General features: G+C 64.6%; 16 protein-coding genes. 8 read left to right on the plus strand and 8 right to left on the minus strand.

The window, feature by feature from the left end:
* Positions 1–27: 27 nt before the first annotated feature.
* The gene (locus tag AWB76_RS41905; protein ID WP_208606650.1) at positions 28–1,101 is read right to left on the minus strand and encodes an FUSC family protein; all 1,074 of its coding nucleotides are present in this window, start codon (positions 1,099–1,101) and stop codon (positions 28–30) included.
* Positions 1,102–1,207: 106 nt separating this feature from the next.
* Here AWB76_RS41905 and AWB76_RS35115 point away from each other — a divergent pair, with 106 nt between their 5' ends.
* Positions 1,208–2,335 carry an L-dopachrome tautomerase-related protein gene (locus tag AWB76_RS35115; RefSeq protein ID WP_061164702.1) on the plus strand — a complete coding sequence of 376 codons (1,128 nt, stop codon included), beginning with the start codon at positions 1,208–1,210 and terminating at the stop codon, positions 2,333–2,335.
* 18 nt (positions 2,336–2,353) lie between these two features.
* Here AWB76_RS35115 and AWB76_RS35120 read toward each other — a convergent pair whose 3' ends face one another.
* The 3 genes from AWB76_RS35120 to AWB76_RS35130 form a co-directional block, all read right to left on the minus strand.
* Entirely contained in the window at positions 2,354–2,572 is a 219-nt protein-coding gene (locus tag AWB76_RS35120; RefSeq protein ID WP_157696281.1) for a hypothetical protein, read from the minus strand.
* Positions 2,573–2,681: 109 nt separating this feature from the next.
* Positions 2,682–3,026 (minus strand): response regulator, encoded by a 345-nt coding sequence (locus tag AWB76_RS35125; protein WP_008345740.1) that lies wholly within the window; start codon positions 3,024–3,026, stop codon positions 2,682–2,684.
* A 107-nt stretch (positions 3,027–3,133) separates the two neighbouring features.
* A complete protein-coding gene (locus AWB76_RS35130; RefSeq protein ID WP_061164691.1) occupies positions 3,134–3,571 on the minus strand; it encodes a CBS domain-containing protein in 438 nt (145 codons plus the stop codon).
* A gap of 140 nt (positions 3,572–3,711) precedes the next feature.
* On the opposite strand from AWB76_RS35130, the gene coxB reads away from it, so the two are divergent.
* Genes coxB through AWB76_RS35165 form a run of 7 tightly spaced genes read left to right on the plus strand, consistent with a single transcriptional unit; the run spans position 3,712 to position 10,097 of the window.
* Positions 3,712–4,668, plus strand: coding sequence for a cytochrome c oxidase subunit II (coxB, locus tag AWB76_RS35135; RefSeq protein ID WP_061164692.1), 957 nt, complete (start codon positions 3,712–3,714; stop codon positions 4,666–4,668).
* Positions 4,665–6,587: a cytochrome c oxidase subunit I gene (gene ctaD / locus AWB76_RS35140; protein ID WP_061164693.1), complete on the plus strand. Its 1,923-nt coding sequence runs from the start codon at positions 4,665–4,667 to the stop codon at positions 6,585–6,587. Before coxB ends, ctaD begins: the two co-directional genes overlap by 4 nt.
* Positions 6,584–7,213 carry a cytochrome c oxidase subunit 3 gene (locus tag AWB76_RS35145; RefSeq protein ID WP_061164694.1) on the plus strand — a complete coding sequence of 210 codons (630 nt, stop codon included), beginning with the start codon at positions 6,584–6,586 and terminating at the stop codon, positions 7,211–7,213. Before ctaD ends, AWB76_RS35145 begins: the two co-directional genes overlap by 4 nt.
* A complete protein-coding gene (locus AWB76_RS35150) occupies positions 7,210–7,545 on the plus strand; it encodes a hypothetical protein (RefSeq protein WP_061164695.1) in 336 nt (111 codons plus the stop codon). The genes AWB76_RS35145 and AWB76_RS35150 overlap by 4 nt, the downstream gene beginning before the upstream one ends.
* Entirely contained in the window at positions 7,524–8,450 is a 927-nt protein-coding gene (locus AWB76_RS35155) for a cytochrome c oxidase assembly protein (RefSeq protein WP_061164696.1), read from the plus strand. Before AWB76_RS35150 ends, AWB76_RS35155 begins: the two co-directional genes overlap by 22 nt.
* Before the next feature lie 4 nt (positions 8,451–8,454).
* On the plus strand, positions 8,455–8,817 hold the full coding sequence (locus tag AWB76_RS35160; protein WP_061164697.1) for a c-type cytochrome: 363 nt from the start codon (positions 8,455–8,457) through the stop codon (positions 8,815–8,817).
* Between the two features lie 53 nt (positions 8,818–8,870).
* A complete protein-coding gene (locus tag AWB76_RS35165) occupies positions 8,871–10,097 on the plus strand; it encodes a c-type cytochrome (RefSeq protein ID WP_244173611.1) in 1,227 nt (408 codons plus the stop codon).
* A 245-nt stretch (positions 10,098–10,342) separates the two neighbouring features.
* Here AWB76_RS35165 and AWB76_RS35170 read toward each other — a convergent pair whose 3' ends face one another.
* The 4 genes from AWB76_RS35170 to AWB76_RS41910 all read right to left on the minus strand — a co-directional run.
* Entirely contained in the window at positions 10,343–10,546 is a 204-nt protein-coding gene (locus AWB76_RS35170; protein ID WP_061164698.1) for a CsbD family protein, read from the minus strand.
* Positions 10,547–10,592: 46 nt separating this feature from the next.
* Positions 10,593–10,844, minus strand: a complete 252-nt coding sequence (locus tag AWB76_RS42960) for a hypothetical protein (RefSeq protein ID WP_341845322.1) — start codon at positions 10,842–10,844, stop codon at positions 10,593–10,595.
* Positions 10,845–11,114: 270 nt separating this feature from the next.
* A complete protein-coding gene (locus AWB76_RS35180) occupies positions 11,115–12,215 on the minus strand; it encodes a YihY/virulence factor BrkB family protein (protein WP_061164700.1) in 1,101 nt (366 codons plus the stop codon).
* A partial coding sequence (locus AWB76_RS41910; protein ID WP_208606651.1) for a hypothetical protein occupies positions 12,212–12,396 on the minus strand: 185 nt, incomplete at its 5' end. The genes AWB76_RS35180 and AWB76_RS41910, both read right to left, overlap by 4 nt.

Raw genomic sequence — 12,396 nt, forward strand, 5'->3', positions numbered from 1 at the left:
ATGGTGTGCCGTCGTCTTGCAAACGGCTTACGCGGGTCGATCGAAGCGTGTTTCCAGCACGCCGGCGATATTCGCCAGATTCGCCTTGATCTGTTCCAGTGCGAACGACAGCGTCGACAACGCCTGCAACTGCCGTGAGTCGTTCGCGGATCCGAGAATCACGTTTGCGATATCCGATTGGACAGCAGCGGACGCATCGTTCAGCGGCCCGAGAAAGCGTTCGGCAGGCGGCAGCGGTGCGCCGCCGCGCATCCATGCAGCCAGTGCCTGCAGATAGCCGCTCGCGCAATCGCGCACGAGTTCGATGCGCTCCGCGAGCGGCTCTGTTGCCTCGTTCGTCAGCCAGCCGCATTGCGATTGCCCGATGCGATCGAGCAGCACCAGTCCATGCCATAGCGTTTCGAAAGCGACGAGCGCGGCGCCGAGCGACGATCCGGTTTCGAAGCGCGCACGCACGCGCGTCTCGCCGCAGACCGCGCGCGCTTCGACGAGATGGCGCAAAAAGCGCTCATGCAGCGCATCGACGCGTTCGCGGCTTTCGAGCGGACCGAGGATCGGCATCGTCGCGAGCAGCGCGCGGCAGTCATCGAGAAGCTCGCCCATGATCTCGAAGGCGCGCGAACGGGACAGTTGCGGCCACACGCTCAACGACACACCGATGCCGATGGCCGCGCCCAGCGCGATCGCTACGGCGCGCGACACCGCGCCCGCAACGCCCGCCGATGGTTCGAGCGCGAGCGCCGCCGCCACGACGATGCTGTAGTTCGTCGTCGGGAAGAGCGTCGACGCGAGGCATGTGACGAGCGTCGCGAGGCCGAGCCGCGGGAAGGCATCGGCGGCATCGGGGAAGAAATGCAGCGTCGCGAGGCCTACCACGGTGCCGATCGCCGCGCCGATCATCTGGCCTACGCCGTACTTGAGGCTGCGGTCGAAGCTCACCTGCAGCGCGAACAGGCTGGAAAAAACACCCCACGTTGTGCTCGATGAACCGATGAAATTCATGCACGCATACGTCAGCATGCTCGCGATGAGCGATTGCACGCACATGCGCAGCGCATCGAACCGGCCGATGCGTCGGGGGCGTCTTCCTGTGATTGTCAATTCGGCTCGAGTCGCTGAGAGGTTTGTACGATGCGAGCATCGCTTGTGCCCATGCCACGGCATTGCGATTGCTGAAATGGCGCATCCCCGAAAACCGGAGCCGATCATGAGACCGCTCGTCAAAACCCTCCTCGTTCTGAGCCTCGCCGCCCTCTCGCCGATGGCCAGCGCAGAGGAACCCGCAAGCAGACACGACCGGCAAGGCGGCGATGCCAGGCTTCAGCTCGTCGCGACCTTCGAGCATCAAGTGACCGGCGTCACCGTGACGCCCGATGGCCGCACCTTCGTCAACTTTCCGCGCTGGACGGAAGACGCGCCGATATCCGTCGCCGAGCTCGGCAGCACGGGCGATCTGCGACCCTATCCCGATGCGGACTGGAACAGCTGGCGCAATTCCCGTCGCGATGAAGTCACGCCGCAGGATCACTGGGTCTGCGTTCAGTCTGTCGTCGCGGACAAGCGCGGCAATCTCTGGGTCATCGATCCGGGTGCGCCGGCGCAGTCGCTCGTCGTGCCGGGCGCGCCGAAGCTCGTGCAGATCGATCTGGCATCGAACCGCGTCGCGCATGTCTATTCGTTCGATGAAACGATCGCACCGCAAGGCAGCTATCTCAACGATGTCCGCATCAGCCCGGACGGCCGCTTCGTCTATATCACGGACTCCGGCGTGCGCGGCGCGATCGTCGTTGTCGATACGGCGTCCGGCTCGGCGCGCCGCGTGCTCGACGGCGACCCGAGCACGCAGGCCGACAAGAGCGTGACCGTGAAGGTCGACGGCAAGCCGCTGCAGCAGACCGATGGACGGCGCGTGAGCTTTTCCGCCGACGGGATCGCGCTGACGCCCGATGGACGCTATCTGTACTGGCAAGCGGTGAAGGGCAAGACGCTGTATCGCATCGCGACGGACGCGCTTCAGAACGCGCAGTTGAGCGCGCAGCAGGTTTCGTCGCGCGTCGAAGCGGTCGGCATCGACGGTCCCGCGGACGGTCTCTGGTTCGACGAGCGCGGACGCCTTTACGTGTCGTCGGTCGAACATCACGCGATCCGCGTGCGTGACGGCGATCGCTTCACGACGCTGCTGCGCGACAAGCGCCTCGTCTGGCCCGACACGTTCTCGGAAGGCGCGGACGGCACGATCTACGTCACGGATTCGCGCATTCCCGACATGACCTGGTTCGACCCGCAAAGCCCCGTCGCGTTACCGACGCGGCTCTATGCGATCAGGGGACGTTAACGAATGCCGTCTTCGTCACTAGCTGACGAAGACGATCTCCTGAACATATGAACTGCTGCAAGTGAAATGGGCGATGCGTCCGATGCGCAAGTGAAGAAGCACTTGCTCGAGTCCGTGGACTTCCCTGCCGTCCTTCTGCTGGCCGACGACGTTCGAGCGGCTCGCCTCGGGCCCGTTGCGCTTCAGGTCGATGATGCGGCGGATGGCGCCCTGCTTGTTGGTGAAGTATCGGTTCATGAAGGCGCGCGTGCGTTGTCGTGCCGCGTTCGTAGCGTCGCTCACCTCAAGCGAATGTTATGCAGGATACGTAGCCGCGCGATCCGCGCAACGTTGCACGCACGGCGCCTCAGCAGCTTCGGATGACATCCGTGAGTTCCGATGCGGTAACGGGCTTGCGCAGATAGCCGTCGAATTGACGCGATGAATCCATGTCGAATCCGCGCGTACCGGTCACTGCGACGATGCACGCCTCCGTCGATGCGCCCGCGCAGCGCACGAATTCGCAGAGCTTGCGTCCGTCGATATCCGGCAAGCCGATATCCATGAACACGGAGTCGTAGCGAGTCTGGCCTGTCATGCGCAGCGCCTCGCCGCCGGTACGCGCGACGTCCGCGTGATGGCCGAGCGAGGCGGCCAGTTCGGCGAAAGCCGCGGCGACGTTTGCATCATCTTCGACGAACAGAAACAGCATTGTCGATTCCGGCCGATTGCGGCCGGCTCCCGGTGTTTGAAGGGACGCGCGCATCCTGTCGCAAGGCGAGCAAATCCCGTACCGCTCGGACGGACTTCGACACGACGCTATTTCGGTTCATCGCGACTCGGCACGGACGGCGTCGATATCGCGCCGAGCGTCGACGCGACTTCGCCGTCCGACCATGTCGCGATATCTCCCAGTGCAAGCATCCCGGCGAGTTGCTTTTCTCCGTTCACGACGGGCATGCGGCGTATCTGCAACCTTTCCATCCGGCGCATCGCGTCTCCGATATCGTCGCTCTCGAAGCACCATTCCACTGGCTCGCTCGCCACTTCCTGCACGGCGCACGAAGCATCCTTGCCTGCCGATACCGCTCGAACCACGATATCGCGATCCGTTACGACGCCCTTGAGCCGCGTGCCGTCGCATACCGGCAGCGCGCCCACGTTCAGTTCGTCCATCAGTTCGGCCGCGCGGCGCATCGTGTCGCCCGGCGCGATCGCCTGCACGTCTCGTGTCATTACATCGGCTACCTTGGCCATGGCTTTCTCCTGTCTGAATCGCGCTGTTCTGGCGATGAGAGAAACAGCCTCCGTCATGCCCTCGTCTCGCGCCGGCGTGCGGCATGGCGATTGCTTGTCACGTCGCACGTCCGGTTTCTGTCCATAGGGACGATGCATCCATGCAAAGCGCAATGACCCCCGCAGGCATCCAGGCAAGCCGCATCCTCGACCTGTGGCATCTGACGCTGGCCGTTTGCTGCGTTGTGTTCGCGGCGATTCTGCTCGCGTGTCTCATCGCGATGATGCGCGCGCCTCGCGCCAATCGCGCGACGCCTGCCGATCTCTCCGCCGTCGGGCATCGCGAGCCGCGCGTGCGCTTCTGGGTCGTCGCCGCGACGGGCGTGTCAACGTTCCTGCTCTTCGGTCTCGTTCTCGCCGATGTCCTCACGGACCGCGCGCTCTCGCGCCTGCCCGTCGACAACGCGTTGCGCATCGAGATGACGGGTTATCAATGGTGGTGGCAAGTGCGCTACGCGAACGATGGCGACGCGCCCGGCTTCACGCTCGCCAACGAACTGCACGTACCGGTCGGACGGCCGGTGGTCGTCTCGCTGAAAGCCGCCGATGTGATCCACACGTTCTGGGTGCCGAATCTTCATGGCAAGAAGGACATGATTCCCGGCCGCGATGCGACCATCGAATTTCGCGCGGACAAGGCGGGCGTGTATCGCGGACAATGCGCCGAGTTCTGCGGTTACGAACACGCGTTGATGGCGTTTCAGGTCATCGCCGATCCGCCTGCGCAGTATGAAGCGTGGGCAGCCCGTCAGCGCCAGCCGTCCATCACGCCATCGGACGAAATCGCCGTGCGCGGCCGCGACGTGTTCATGGGCCAGGACTGCGCGCGCTGTCACACCGTGCGCGGCACCGATGCGCAAGGCACCATCGGCCCCGATCTCACGCATGTCGCGAGCAGGCAGTTCATCGCGGCCGGGACGCTTTCCAACAATCGGGGCAATCTCGCCGGATGGATCGTCGATCCGCGCACGCTCAAGCCCGGCACCGTCATGCCGCCGACGCGCCTGCCGCCCGCCGACCTGCAAGCGCTACTCGTCTGGATGGAGACGCTCAAATGAGTGAAGTACCGCTGACAGACGGTCCGCACGCATCGCCCGAAGTGCGCGATGCGCTCGCAAAAACCTGGAGCGATCCGCCAGGCTTCATCGGCATGTTGAGCGCGGTCAATCACAAGACGATTGCGCGACGCTTCATCGTGACGACCTTCGTGTTCTTCGTGCTCGCAGGCCTGCTCGCGCTCGCGATGCGCACGCAGCTCGCGCGTCCGGATCAGCGGCTGATCGGCCCGAACCTCTACAACGAACTCTTCACGATGCACGGCACGACGATGATGTTCCTCTTCGCCGTGCCGGTCATGCAGGCCGTCGCCGCGTACCTCGTGCCTTTGATGATCGGCGCGCGCAGCATCGCATTTCCGCGCATGAACGCGTATGCGTGTTGGGTGTTCCTGTTCGGCGGCTTGCTGCTGTTCGCCGCGCTCGCCGTGAACACCGCGCCGAACACCGGCTGGTTCAGCTACGTGCCGCTTGCCGGTCCCGACTACTCGCCGAACAAGGGCACGGACATCTGGGCGCAGATGATTACCTTCACCGAGCTTTCCGGCCTGCTCGAAGCGGTGGTTCTCATCACGACGATCTTCAAGCTGCGCGCGCCCGGCATGTCGCTCAACCGCATGCCGCTCTTCGTTTGGGCGACGCTCGTCACGCAGTTCATGGTGATCTTCGCGATGCCCGCCGTCATGTTGTGCAGCACAGCGCTGATTCTCGACCGCCTCGTCGGCACGCATTTCTATAACCCCGCGAAGGGCGGCGACGTTTTGCTGTGGCAACACCTCTTCTGGTTCTTCGGCCATCCTGAGGTGTATCTGATCTTCATTCCGCCGCTCGGCTTCATCTCGTCGATCATTCCGACGTTCGCGCGCCGCCCGATATTCGGCTATCCGGCGATGGTGCTGTCGCTCATCGCCACGGCGTTCCTCGCCTTCGGGCTATGGGTGCATCACATGTTCGCGACGAACATTCCCGAGCTCGGCAAGAGCTTTTTCACGGCGGCGAGCCTGATGATCGCGATTCCATCGGCGATACAGATCTTCTGCTGGATCGGCACGCTATGGACCGGCAAGCTCAATCTGCGCGTGCCGCTATTGTTCGTCCTCGCGTTCTTCTTCATCCTCGTGATGGGCGGCATGACCGGCATCATGGTCGCGTCGGTGCCGCTCGACCTCCAGGTTCACGATACGTACTTCGTCGTCGCGCATCTGCATTACGTGCTGCTCGGCGGCGCGGTGTTTCCGCTCTTCGGCGCGTTCTTCTACTGGTTTCCGAAGTTCGCGGGACGCTTGCTCGACGAGCGGCTCGGCAAGTGGCAATTCTGGCTGTTCTTCATCGGCTTCAACGTCACCTTCTTTCCGATGCATCTGCTCGGTCTCGAAGGCATGCCGCGGCGCGTGTGGACGTATCCGCACGGAATGGGCTGGGACGGCATGAATTTCATGGCGACGATCGGCGCTTACATGATCGCGTTGAGCGTGCTGCTTTTCATCGTCAATGTCATGAAGACGATGCGCAGCGACGAACGCGCCGCCGCCGATCCGTGGGGCGCGGGCACGCTCGAATGGAGCGTGCCGTCGCCGCCGCCGCCGCATAACTTCGATGCGATTCCGGTCGTGCACGGACGCGATCCGCTGTGGGAGCCGTCCGCGCAACCGGCCTTCGTCGCGGGTCTCGCCGCCGATGCGCGCGAAGTGCTCGTGACGAGCGTGCTCGATGCGCAGCCCGATCATCGGCCGATGTTTCCGACGCCCTCTCTGTGGCCGTTCGCAAGCGCCGTCGCGACGACGATTCTGTTCATCGGCTCGATCTACACGCCGTGGGCGATCGTATGGGCGTCGCTGCCGGTCGCCGTGGCGATGATCGGCTGGTTCTGGCCGGGTCGCGGCGAGAACCAGCTCGCGGTCGCGCGGGAGCGCCGGCCATGAACGCCGAAACGCGCCGCGAAGCGCACGGCACCGGCGAGCTCGTGCTCGACGTGCGTGCGCTGCCGACCTTCGCCTTCAGTCACCGCAGCCTCATGTGGTGGAGCACGGCCGGCCTGATGCTGATCGAAGGCACGGTGTTCGCCATCGCGGTGATGATGGTCTTCTATCTGCGCACGCGCGCCCCCGAGTGGCCGATGGCGGCCGAGCCGCCGCGTCTTTTTTGGGGCACGCTCAACACGGTCGTGCTGCTCGCCAGCCTGCGGCCGAACCAGCTCGCGAAGAACGCGGCGGAACGTGGCGATCGCCGGAAAGCGGCGATCTGGCTCGCGGTGTGCCTGGTCGCATCGGTGATCTTCCTCGTGATACGCGGATTCGAATTCGCATCGCTCAACGTGAGCTGGTACGCGAACGCGTATGGCTCGGTCATCTGGCTGCTGCTCGGTCTGCACACGACTCACCTCATCACCGATACCGTCGATACGGCCGTGCTCACAGTGCTGCTCTTTACGGGGCCATTTGAAGGCAAGCGGCTCGTCGATGTCAGCGAAAACGCGCTCTATTGGTACTTCGTCGTGTTGAGCTGGCTGCCGATCTACGGCGTCATCTATTGGGCGGCGCGGCTATGAAAACCTGGCTCGCGCTGCTCGGCGCTCCGTTCGTCGTTCTCGCATGTCTCAGCGTGAACTACGCGCTCGTGACGCCCGCGTGCCGGCTCGGAGGCCATGCGTTGCTCGACGGCGTGAGCGGCGCGAGCGCGATCGTCAGCGTGGCCGCGACGCTGCTCGCATGGCAGCGCTGGCGCGACGCGCGGCGCAAGCTCGCCCTGCCGACGCCCGACACCGGCGACCGCCCGGCGCGCGCCGGTTTCATCGCGGCGGTGGCGGCCGGTGTGGGCGCGCTGTCGGTGCTTTCCGTGATCGCGATTTCGATACCGCAATGGCTACTGTCCGCCTGCTGAAATGCGCGCTGCCTTGCGCGCTGCTGTCGTCCGCCGATGCGTATGCCCACGTCGCTACGACGGAGGCATCTCCGCTCGCGTGGACATTCGAGCCGTGGATCGTCGCCGTGCTGGCGGCGAGCCTGACGCTCTATCTCGCCGGCTATCTGAAGCTGCGCAAGCGCGGCGCGCAAGGCCGTCGCGAGCGCACCGCGAAGCTGATCGCGTTCGCCGCCGGATGGTCGACGCTCTTCGTCGCGCTGGTTTCGCCGCTGCACGCGTTAAGCGAATGGCTCTTCTCCGCGCACATGATGCAGCACGAACTCTTCATGCTCGTGGCCGCGCCGCTGCTCGTCATCGGACGCCCGCTCGCCGTGTGGCTCTGGGCGTTTCCCGCCAATGCGCGAGCGCGCATCGGCGCGGCGACGCGTTCACGCTGGATCAAACTGCCGTGGCGCTTTCTGACCTTGCCCGTCGTCGCGTGGACGTTGCACGCCGCCGCGCTATGGTGCTGGCACGCGCCGCGCTTCTTTGAGGCGGCGCTCGCGCGCCCCGGCATCCACACGCTTCAGCACGCGAGTTTTCTGGCGAGCGCGCTGTTGTTCTGGTGGACGGTGTTCGGCCGCGCGTCGGAAGCGCAGGGCGCATCCAATGCCCACGCGATGCTCTCCCTCTTCACGACGATGGTCCACACCGGCGCACTCGGTGCGCTCCTGACGCTCGCGCCGGGCGTCTGGTATCCGTCATGCATCGAGACGACGCGCGCCCTCGGCTTCGATCCCTTGCAGGATCAGCAGCTCGGCGGTCTGGTGATGTGGGTTCCGGGCGGGCTTGCGTATCTGATCGGCGGATTGCTCGTCGGCGCGCGCTGGTTGATGCGGCGGCCGCCGCCGCGCGCCATCGCCGACGTGGCCCGCGAAGGATGAGCACATGCACACCACTCCAGTCGCGCTCCTTCTGATCGCCACGCTCGCCGCTTGCCAGGGCAAGCCGCCTTCGGCCGACGCGATCACCGGCGGCGATCCGCGACGCGGGCTCGATGCGATCCAGCGTTACGGCTGCGGCGCGTGTCATCGGATCGACGGCGTGCCGGGCGCTTACGGCAAGGTCGGACCGACGCTGCAAAACATCGGCGAGCGGGGTTATGTCGCGGGCAAGCTGCCGAACACACCGGAGAATCTGCAGACATGGATCCGCTTTCCGCAGCGCATTTCACCGCAGAGCGCGATGCCCGATCTCGGCGTCGGCGAAATCGATGCGCGTGACATCGCCGCATACCTGTATCACCAATGACGATGAACGTATCCCGCTTCCTCTTCGTCCTGCTTTTGTGGCCGCTCGCCGTCATGGCGGACGACATCGCGTCGCCATCGCCCGAACTGATTGCGCGCGGCGCGTATCTCGCCAAGGCCGCTGACTGCGCCGGATGCCATACCGCGGCCTCGAACGGCGCGCCGTATGCGGGCGGGCTCGAGATGACGTCGCCGTTCGGCACCATCGTCAGCAGCAACATCACGCCGGATCGCGAGACGGGCATCGGCACATACAGCTACGAGGACTTTGCGAAGGCGTTGCGCGAGGGCGTCGCGCCGGGCGGCAAGGGGCTTTATCCGGCGATGCCGTATCCGGCGTTCGTGAAGATCAGCGACGACGATCTGCGCGCGCTCTACGTGTACATGATGCATGGCGTGCCGCCCGTGAATCACCGGCCGCCGGAAACGAAAGTGCCCTTTCCGTTCAATCAGCGCTGGGCGTTGCCTCTGTGGCGCATGGCGTTCGCGCCGAAGCAGCGGTTTCAACCGCACGCCAATCGCGATGCGAGCTGGAATCGCGGCGCCTATCTCGTGCAGTCGCTCGGACATTGCGGCTCGTGCCACACGCCGCGCGGGATCGGATATCAGGAGCGCGGATACGACGAGTCATCGAAAACGTTTCTCTCCGGCGGCGTGAACGACAACTGGTTCGCGCCGAACTTGCGCGGGGATTTTGGCTCGGGGCTCGGGCGCATCGCGCAGAAAGATATCGCTGCGTTTCTCAAGACGGGCCACGGCGCGGGCATGGTCGCATTCGGCAGCATGGTCGAAACGATCGAGGACAGCACGCAATACCTCACCGATGACGATCTGCGCTCGATCGCCGTCTATCTGAAGACGCTGCCCGCGACCGGCGCGGCGGACGGCGTTTTCGACCCGTCGCTTGCGTCGCCGGGACGTCTCAGGACGCGCGCGCCCGACGTTGCGCCCGAACAGGGCGCGGCGGTCTATGCGGGGTTTTGCGCGCAGTGTCATCGAAGCGATGGCAAGGGCGTGCCGAATGCGTTTCCCGCGCTGGCGGGCAATCCCTCGGTCATCAGCGAAGATACGACCTCGCTGATCCGGCTGCTCGTCGAAGGCGGCAACAGCCCCGCGACGATCCACGGCCCGCCACGTCAGGCGATGCCGCCCTTCGCCGGACGCCTCACCGACGTACAGATCGCGCAAGTGCTCACGTATGTGCGCGCGTCGTGGGGCAACGACGCGCGCCCGGTCACGGCCAACGACGTCGGATCGTTTCGCGCGACCATCCACAAATGACGTGCGTCACTCCTGCGTGCCCGCGCCCTCGTTCGGCTTGACTTCGGAAAGGTCGTCCTTCCGCACTTCGGCTTCGCGCACGGTCGTGCCTTCGTCGTCCGTTTCGGAGACATCGGTGGTGAAGGTTTCGTCGTCGGAGGCCTGTCCGCTTTGCTGGGATGGCGTGCTCGTGTTCGATGCTCCTTACGGTTACGCGGCGGCCGCACGATACGGCCACGCTTGTTTCAACGCTTGCGCGCTATCGATTACTCGTTGGTCGGATCGCCCGGGTCTTCCACGCCCTTTTCGATGTTGTCCTTTTGATCGCCATAGTCCTTGCGATTGGCGCCGTTGGTAATTTCGACATCGCCTTCCACCTTGCGATCTTCATTGCCCGTCACGGTGCCGATGGCCGTATCGGTCCAGCCTTTGATCTGTTCCTTGATCCCTGCCCTTTGATCCTTGTTCATCGTGTGCTCCTGTGTGATGGACAAATGGCGATGACAGCCGATGCCTTCAGCGCGCCGCGCGTCCGCGAATCAGCGCCGCGATCGCGAAGCCTGCGCCGAGCGCGACGTAGGTCATCGCGAGCGAGCGCTTCGACAGATGAGCTTCGAAGCCGGGCGTGACTCGTTTGGGCACGGCGTGGTAATCGACGACATAGGCGACGAGCGCGGTCGTCGCGGCGGCGGCGACGATCGTCGCCGGCCGGGAACGCTGTCCGCATAACGACTCGAACAACACGCCCCAGAAAGCCGAGCTTCCCATGTGAATGGTTGCGCCGAACCCGCTGTATCTGAAGCTCGGTTCTTCATGCCAGATTGCTCTCGGCCATAAGCATTGGGATACGGCGTTGATCGCCGCGTATGGCTCATGTCCCGCGCGAACGGCCGCGGTCGACGCGGCGCAAGCCGAAGCCAGTCCCGCAGCGCAGCCTGAATAGATGGCCCGCTTCATCAGGTCGTCGAAATGCCCTTGCATGTGTGGCTCCTTGCCGAACGCTCACGCGTTTCGCAGCATCCGCCGTGCCGAAGTTGCTCAGTAACGTCTTTCCGTGTGATGTCGTTGTCCGCCCCTCGCGAAGACGAAGAGCGTCGCGCCTGCCGCTGCGATTGCGAATCGGCTGGGGTTCGCTTTCACCGCACCGATTACCTTCGCGATCACCGGCGAGGCGTTCGGCGCGACGCGCGGGCGCGTTTGCATCGCGGGCGCGGTTTGCGGACGGGTTTTGGCGGGCACGTTCGTCGCCGGCGCTGCATGAGGCTCGTGCTTCTCACGCGGTTCATCGGTCTTGCCTTCGCGCGCCTCGACTCGCGTTGCAGCGGCTTCCGCGCCGAGCAGCATGACGGCTGCCGCGAAATACAGCCACATCAGGAGCACGGCGAGCGAGCCGGCCGCGCCGAATGCGCTCGCGGTCCCGGCATGCGTGAGATAGAGCGCGAACAGCTTCTTGCCGACCGAGAACAGCACCGCGGAAATGACGCCGCCTACGAGCGCATCGCGCCACGGTACGTGACCATCGGGCAGATACTTCAACAGCGCGGCGAGAGCGCACGAAAGGATCGCGAGACCGAGCACGAACTGCACGATGTCACCGATGACGACGAGCGGCGATTCCCCGAACACCCATTTGCCCGCTGCCTGCACGGCGGTGTCCAGCACGAGCGACACGATCAGCAGGAACGCGACGCCCATGACGAGACCGAACGAGATCAGCCGAACCTTGACGAGCGTGGCGACACCCGATTTCTCCCTGCCGCTTTTCGGCCAGATGATCGATAGCGCCGTGTTCAACGATGAAAACGTCGCCGATGCGCCCACGGCCAGCAGTACGAACGAAATTACAGCGGCAATGCCGCTTCCGCCGCTCTGATGCGCGTGCTCGACGATCGCCTGCACGCTCGCGGCGGCATCCTTACCGAGCATGCCGCTGATCTGATGAAAGAGCTGACCGCGAGCGGCCTCCGCGCCGAACACGAGGCCGGCGACGGCGATCACCATGACGAGCGTCGGCGCGAGCGAGAACGCTGAATAGAACGCGATGCTCGCGGCCATGGGCGCAGCGCGATCCGCGCTGAAACGTTTGAACGTGCGTGCGGGCCATGCAAAGGTTCGGCCCATAAGCGACTTGACGTTCATGGTTGTCTCCGTTGATTCATCCGCTCGGCATCAAGCATCGGCGATGCCCGCTCCTTCGAAGTCAGTTCGATTGCGTGGCATACGCGTTGCTGATTCCCATTCAGGCCGATGTCGCGGACTCGATCCGGACAGGCGGCCTTTTCATTCCACGACGCGGCTTCCCCCGCGATACGCCAGTGCG

Origin of the sequence: Caballeronia temeraria (assembly GCF_001544795.2) — a bacterium.
GTDB lineage: Bacteria > Pseudomonadota > Gammaproteobacteria > Burkholderiales > Burkholderiaceae > Caballeronia > Caballeronia temeraria.

What these genes read in the sequence shown, in the direction of transcription:
- AWB76_RS35115 (WP_061164702.1), top strand. Translation starts at nt 1,208, where the DNA reads ATGAGACCGCTCGTCAAAACCCTCCTCGTTCTGAGCCTCGCCGCCCTC.
- AWB76_RS35120 (WP_157696281.1), bottom strand. Translation starts at nt 2,572, where the DNA reads ATGAACCGATACTTCACCAACAAGCAGGGCGCCATCCGCCGCATCATC.
- AWB76_RS35125 (WP_008345740.1), bottom strand. Translation starts at nt 3,026, where the DNA reads ATGCTGTTTCTGTTCGTCGAAGATGATGCAAACGTCGCCGCGGCTTTC.
- AWB76_RS35130 (WP_061164691.1), bottom strand. Translation starts at nt 3,571, where the DNA reads ATGGCCAAGGTAGCCGATGTAATGACACGAGACGTGCAGGCGATCGCG.
- coxB (WP_061164692.1), top strand. Translation starts at nt 3,712, where the DNA reads ATGCAAAGCGCAATGACCCCCGCAGGCATCCAGGCAAGCCGCATCCTC.
- ctaD (WP_061164693.1), top strand. Translation starts at nt 4,665, where the DNA reads ATGAGTGAAGTACCGCTGACAGACGGTCCGCACGCATCGCCCGAAGTG.
- AWB76_RS35145 (WP_061164694.1), top strand. Translation starts at nt 6,584, where the DNA reads ATGAACGCCGAAACGCGCCGCGAAGCGCACGGCACCGGCGAGCTCGTG.
- AWB76_RS35150 (WP_061164695.1), top strand. Translation starts at nt 7,210, where the DNA reads ATGAAAACCTGGCTCGCGCTGCTCGGCGCTCCGTTCGTCGTTCTCGCA.
- AWB76_RS35155 (WP_061164696.1), top strand. Translation starts at nt 7,524, where the DNA reads ATGGCTACTGTCCGCCTGCTGAAATGCGCGCTGCCTTGCGCGCTGCTG.
- AWB76_RS35160 (WP_061164697.1), top strand. Translation starts at nt 8,455, where the DNA reads ATGCACACCACTCCAGTCGCGCTCCTTCTGATCGCCACGCTCGCCGCT.
- AWB76_RS35165 (WP_244173611.1), top strand. Translation starts at nt 8,871, where the DNA reads ATGGCGGACGACATCGCGTCGCCATCGCCCGAACTGATTGCGCGCGGC.
- AWB76_RS35170 (WP_061164698.1), bottom strand. Translation starts at nt 10,546, where the DNA reads ATGAACAAGGATCAAAGGGCAGGGATCAAGGAACAGATCAAAGGCTGG.
- AWB76_RS42960 (WP_341845322.1), bottom strand. Translation starts at nt 10,844, where the DNA reads ATGGGAAGCTCGGCTTTCTGGGGCGTGTTGTTCGAGTCGTTATGCGGA.
- AWB76_RS35180 (WP_061164700.1), bottom strand. Translation starts at nt 12,215, where the DNA reads ATGAACGTCAAGTCGCTTATGGGCCGAACCTTTGCATGGCCCGCACGC.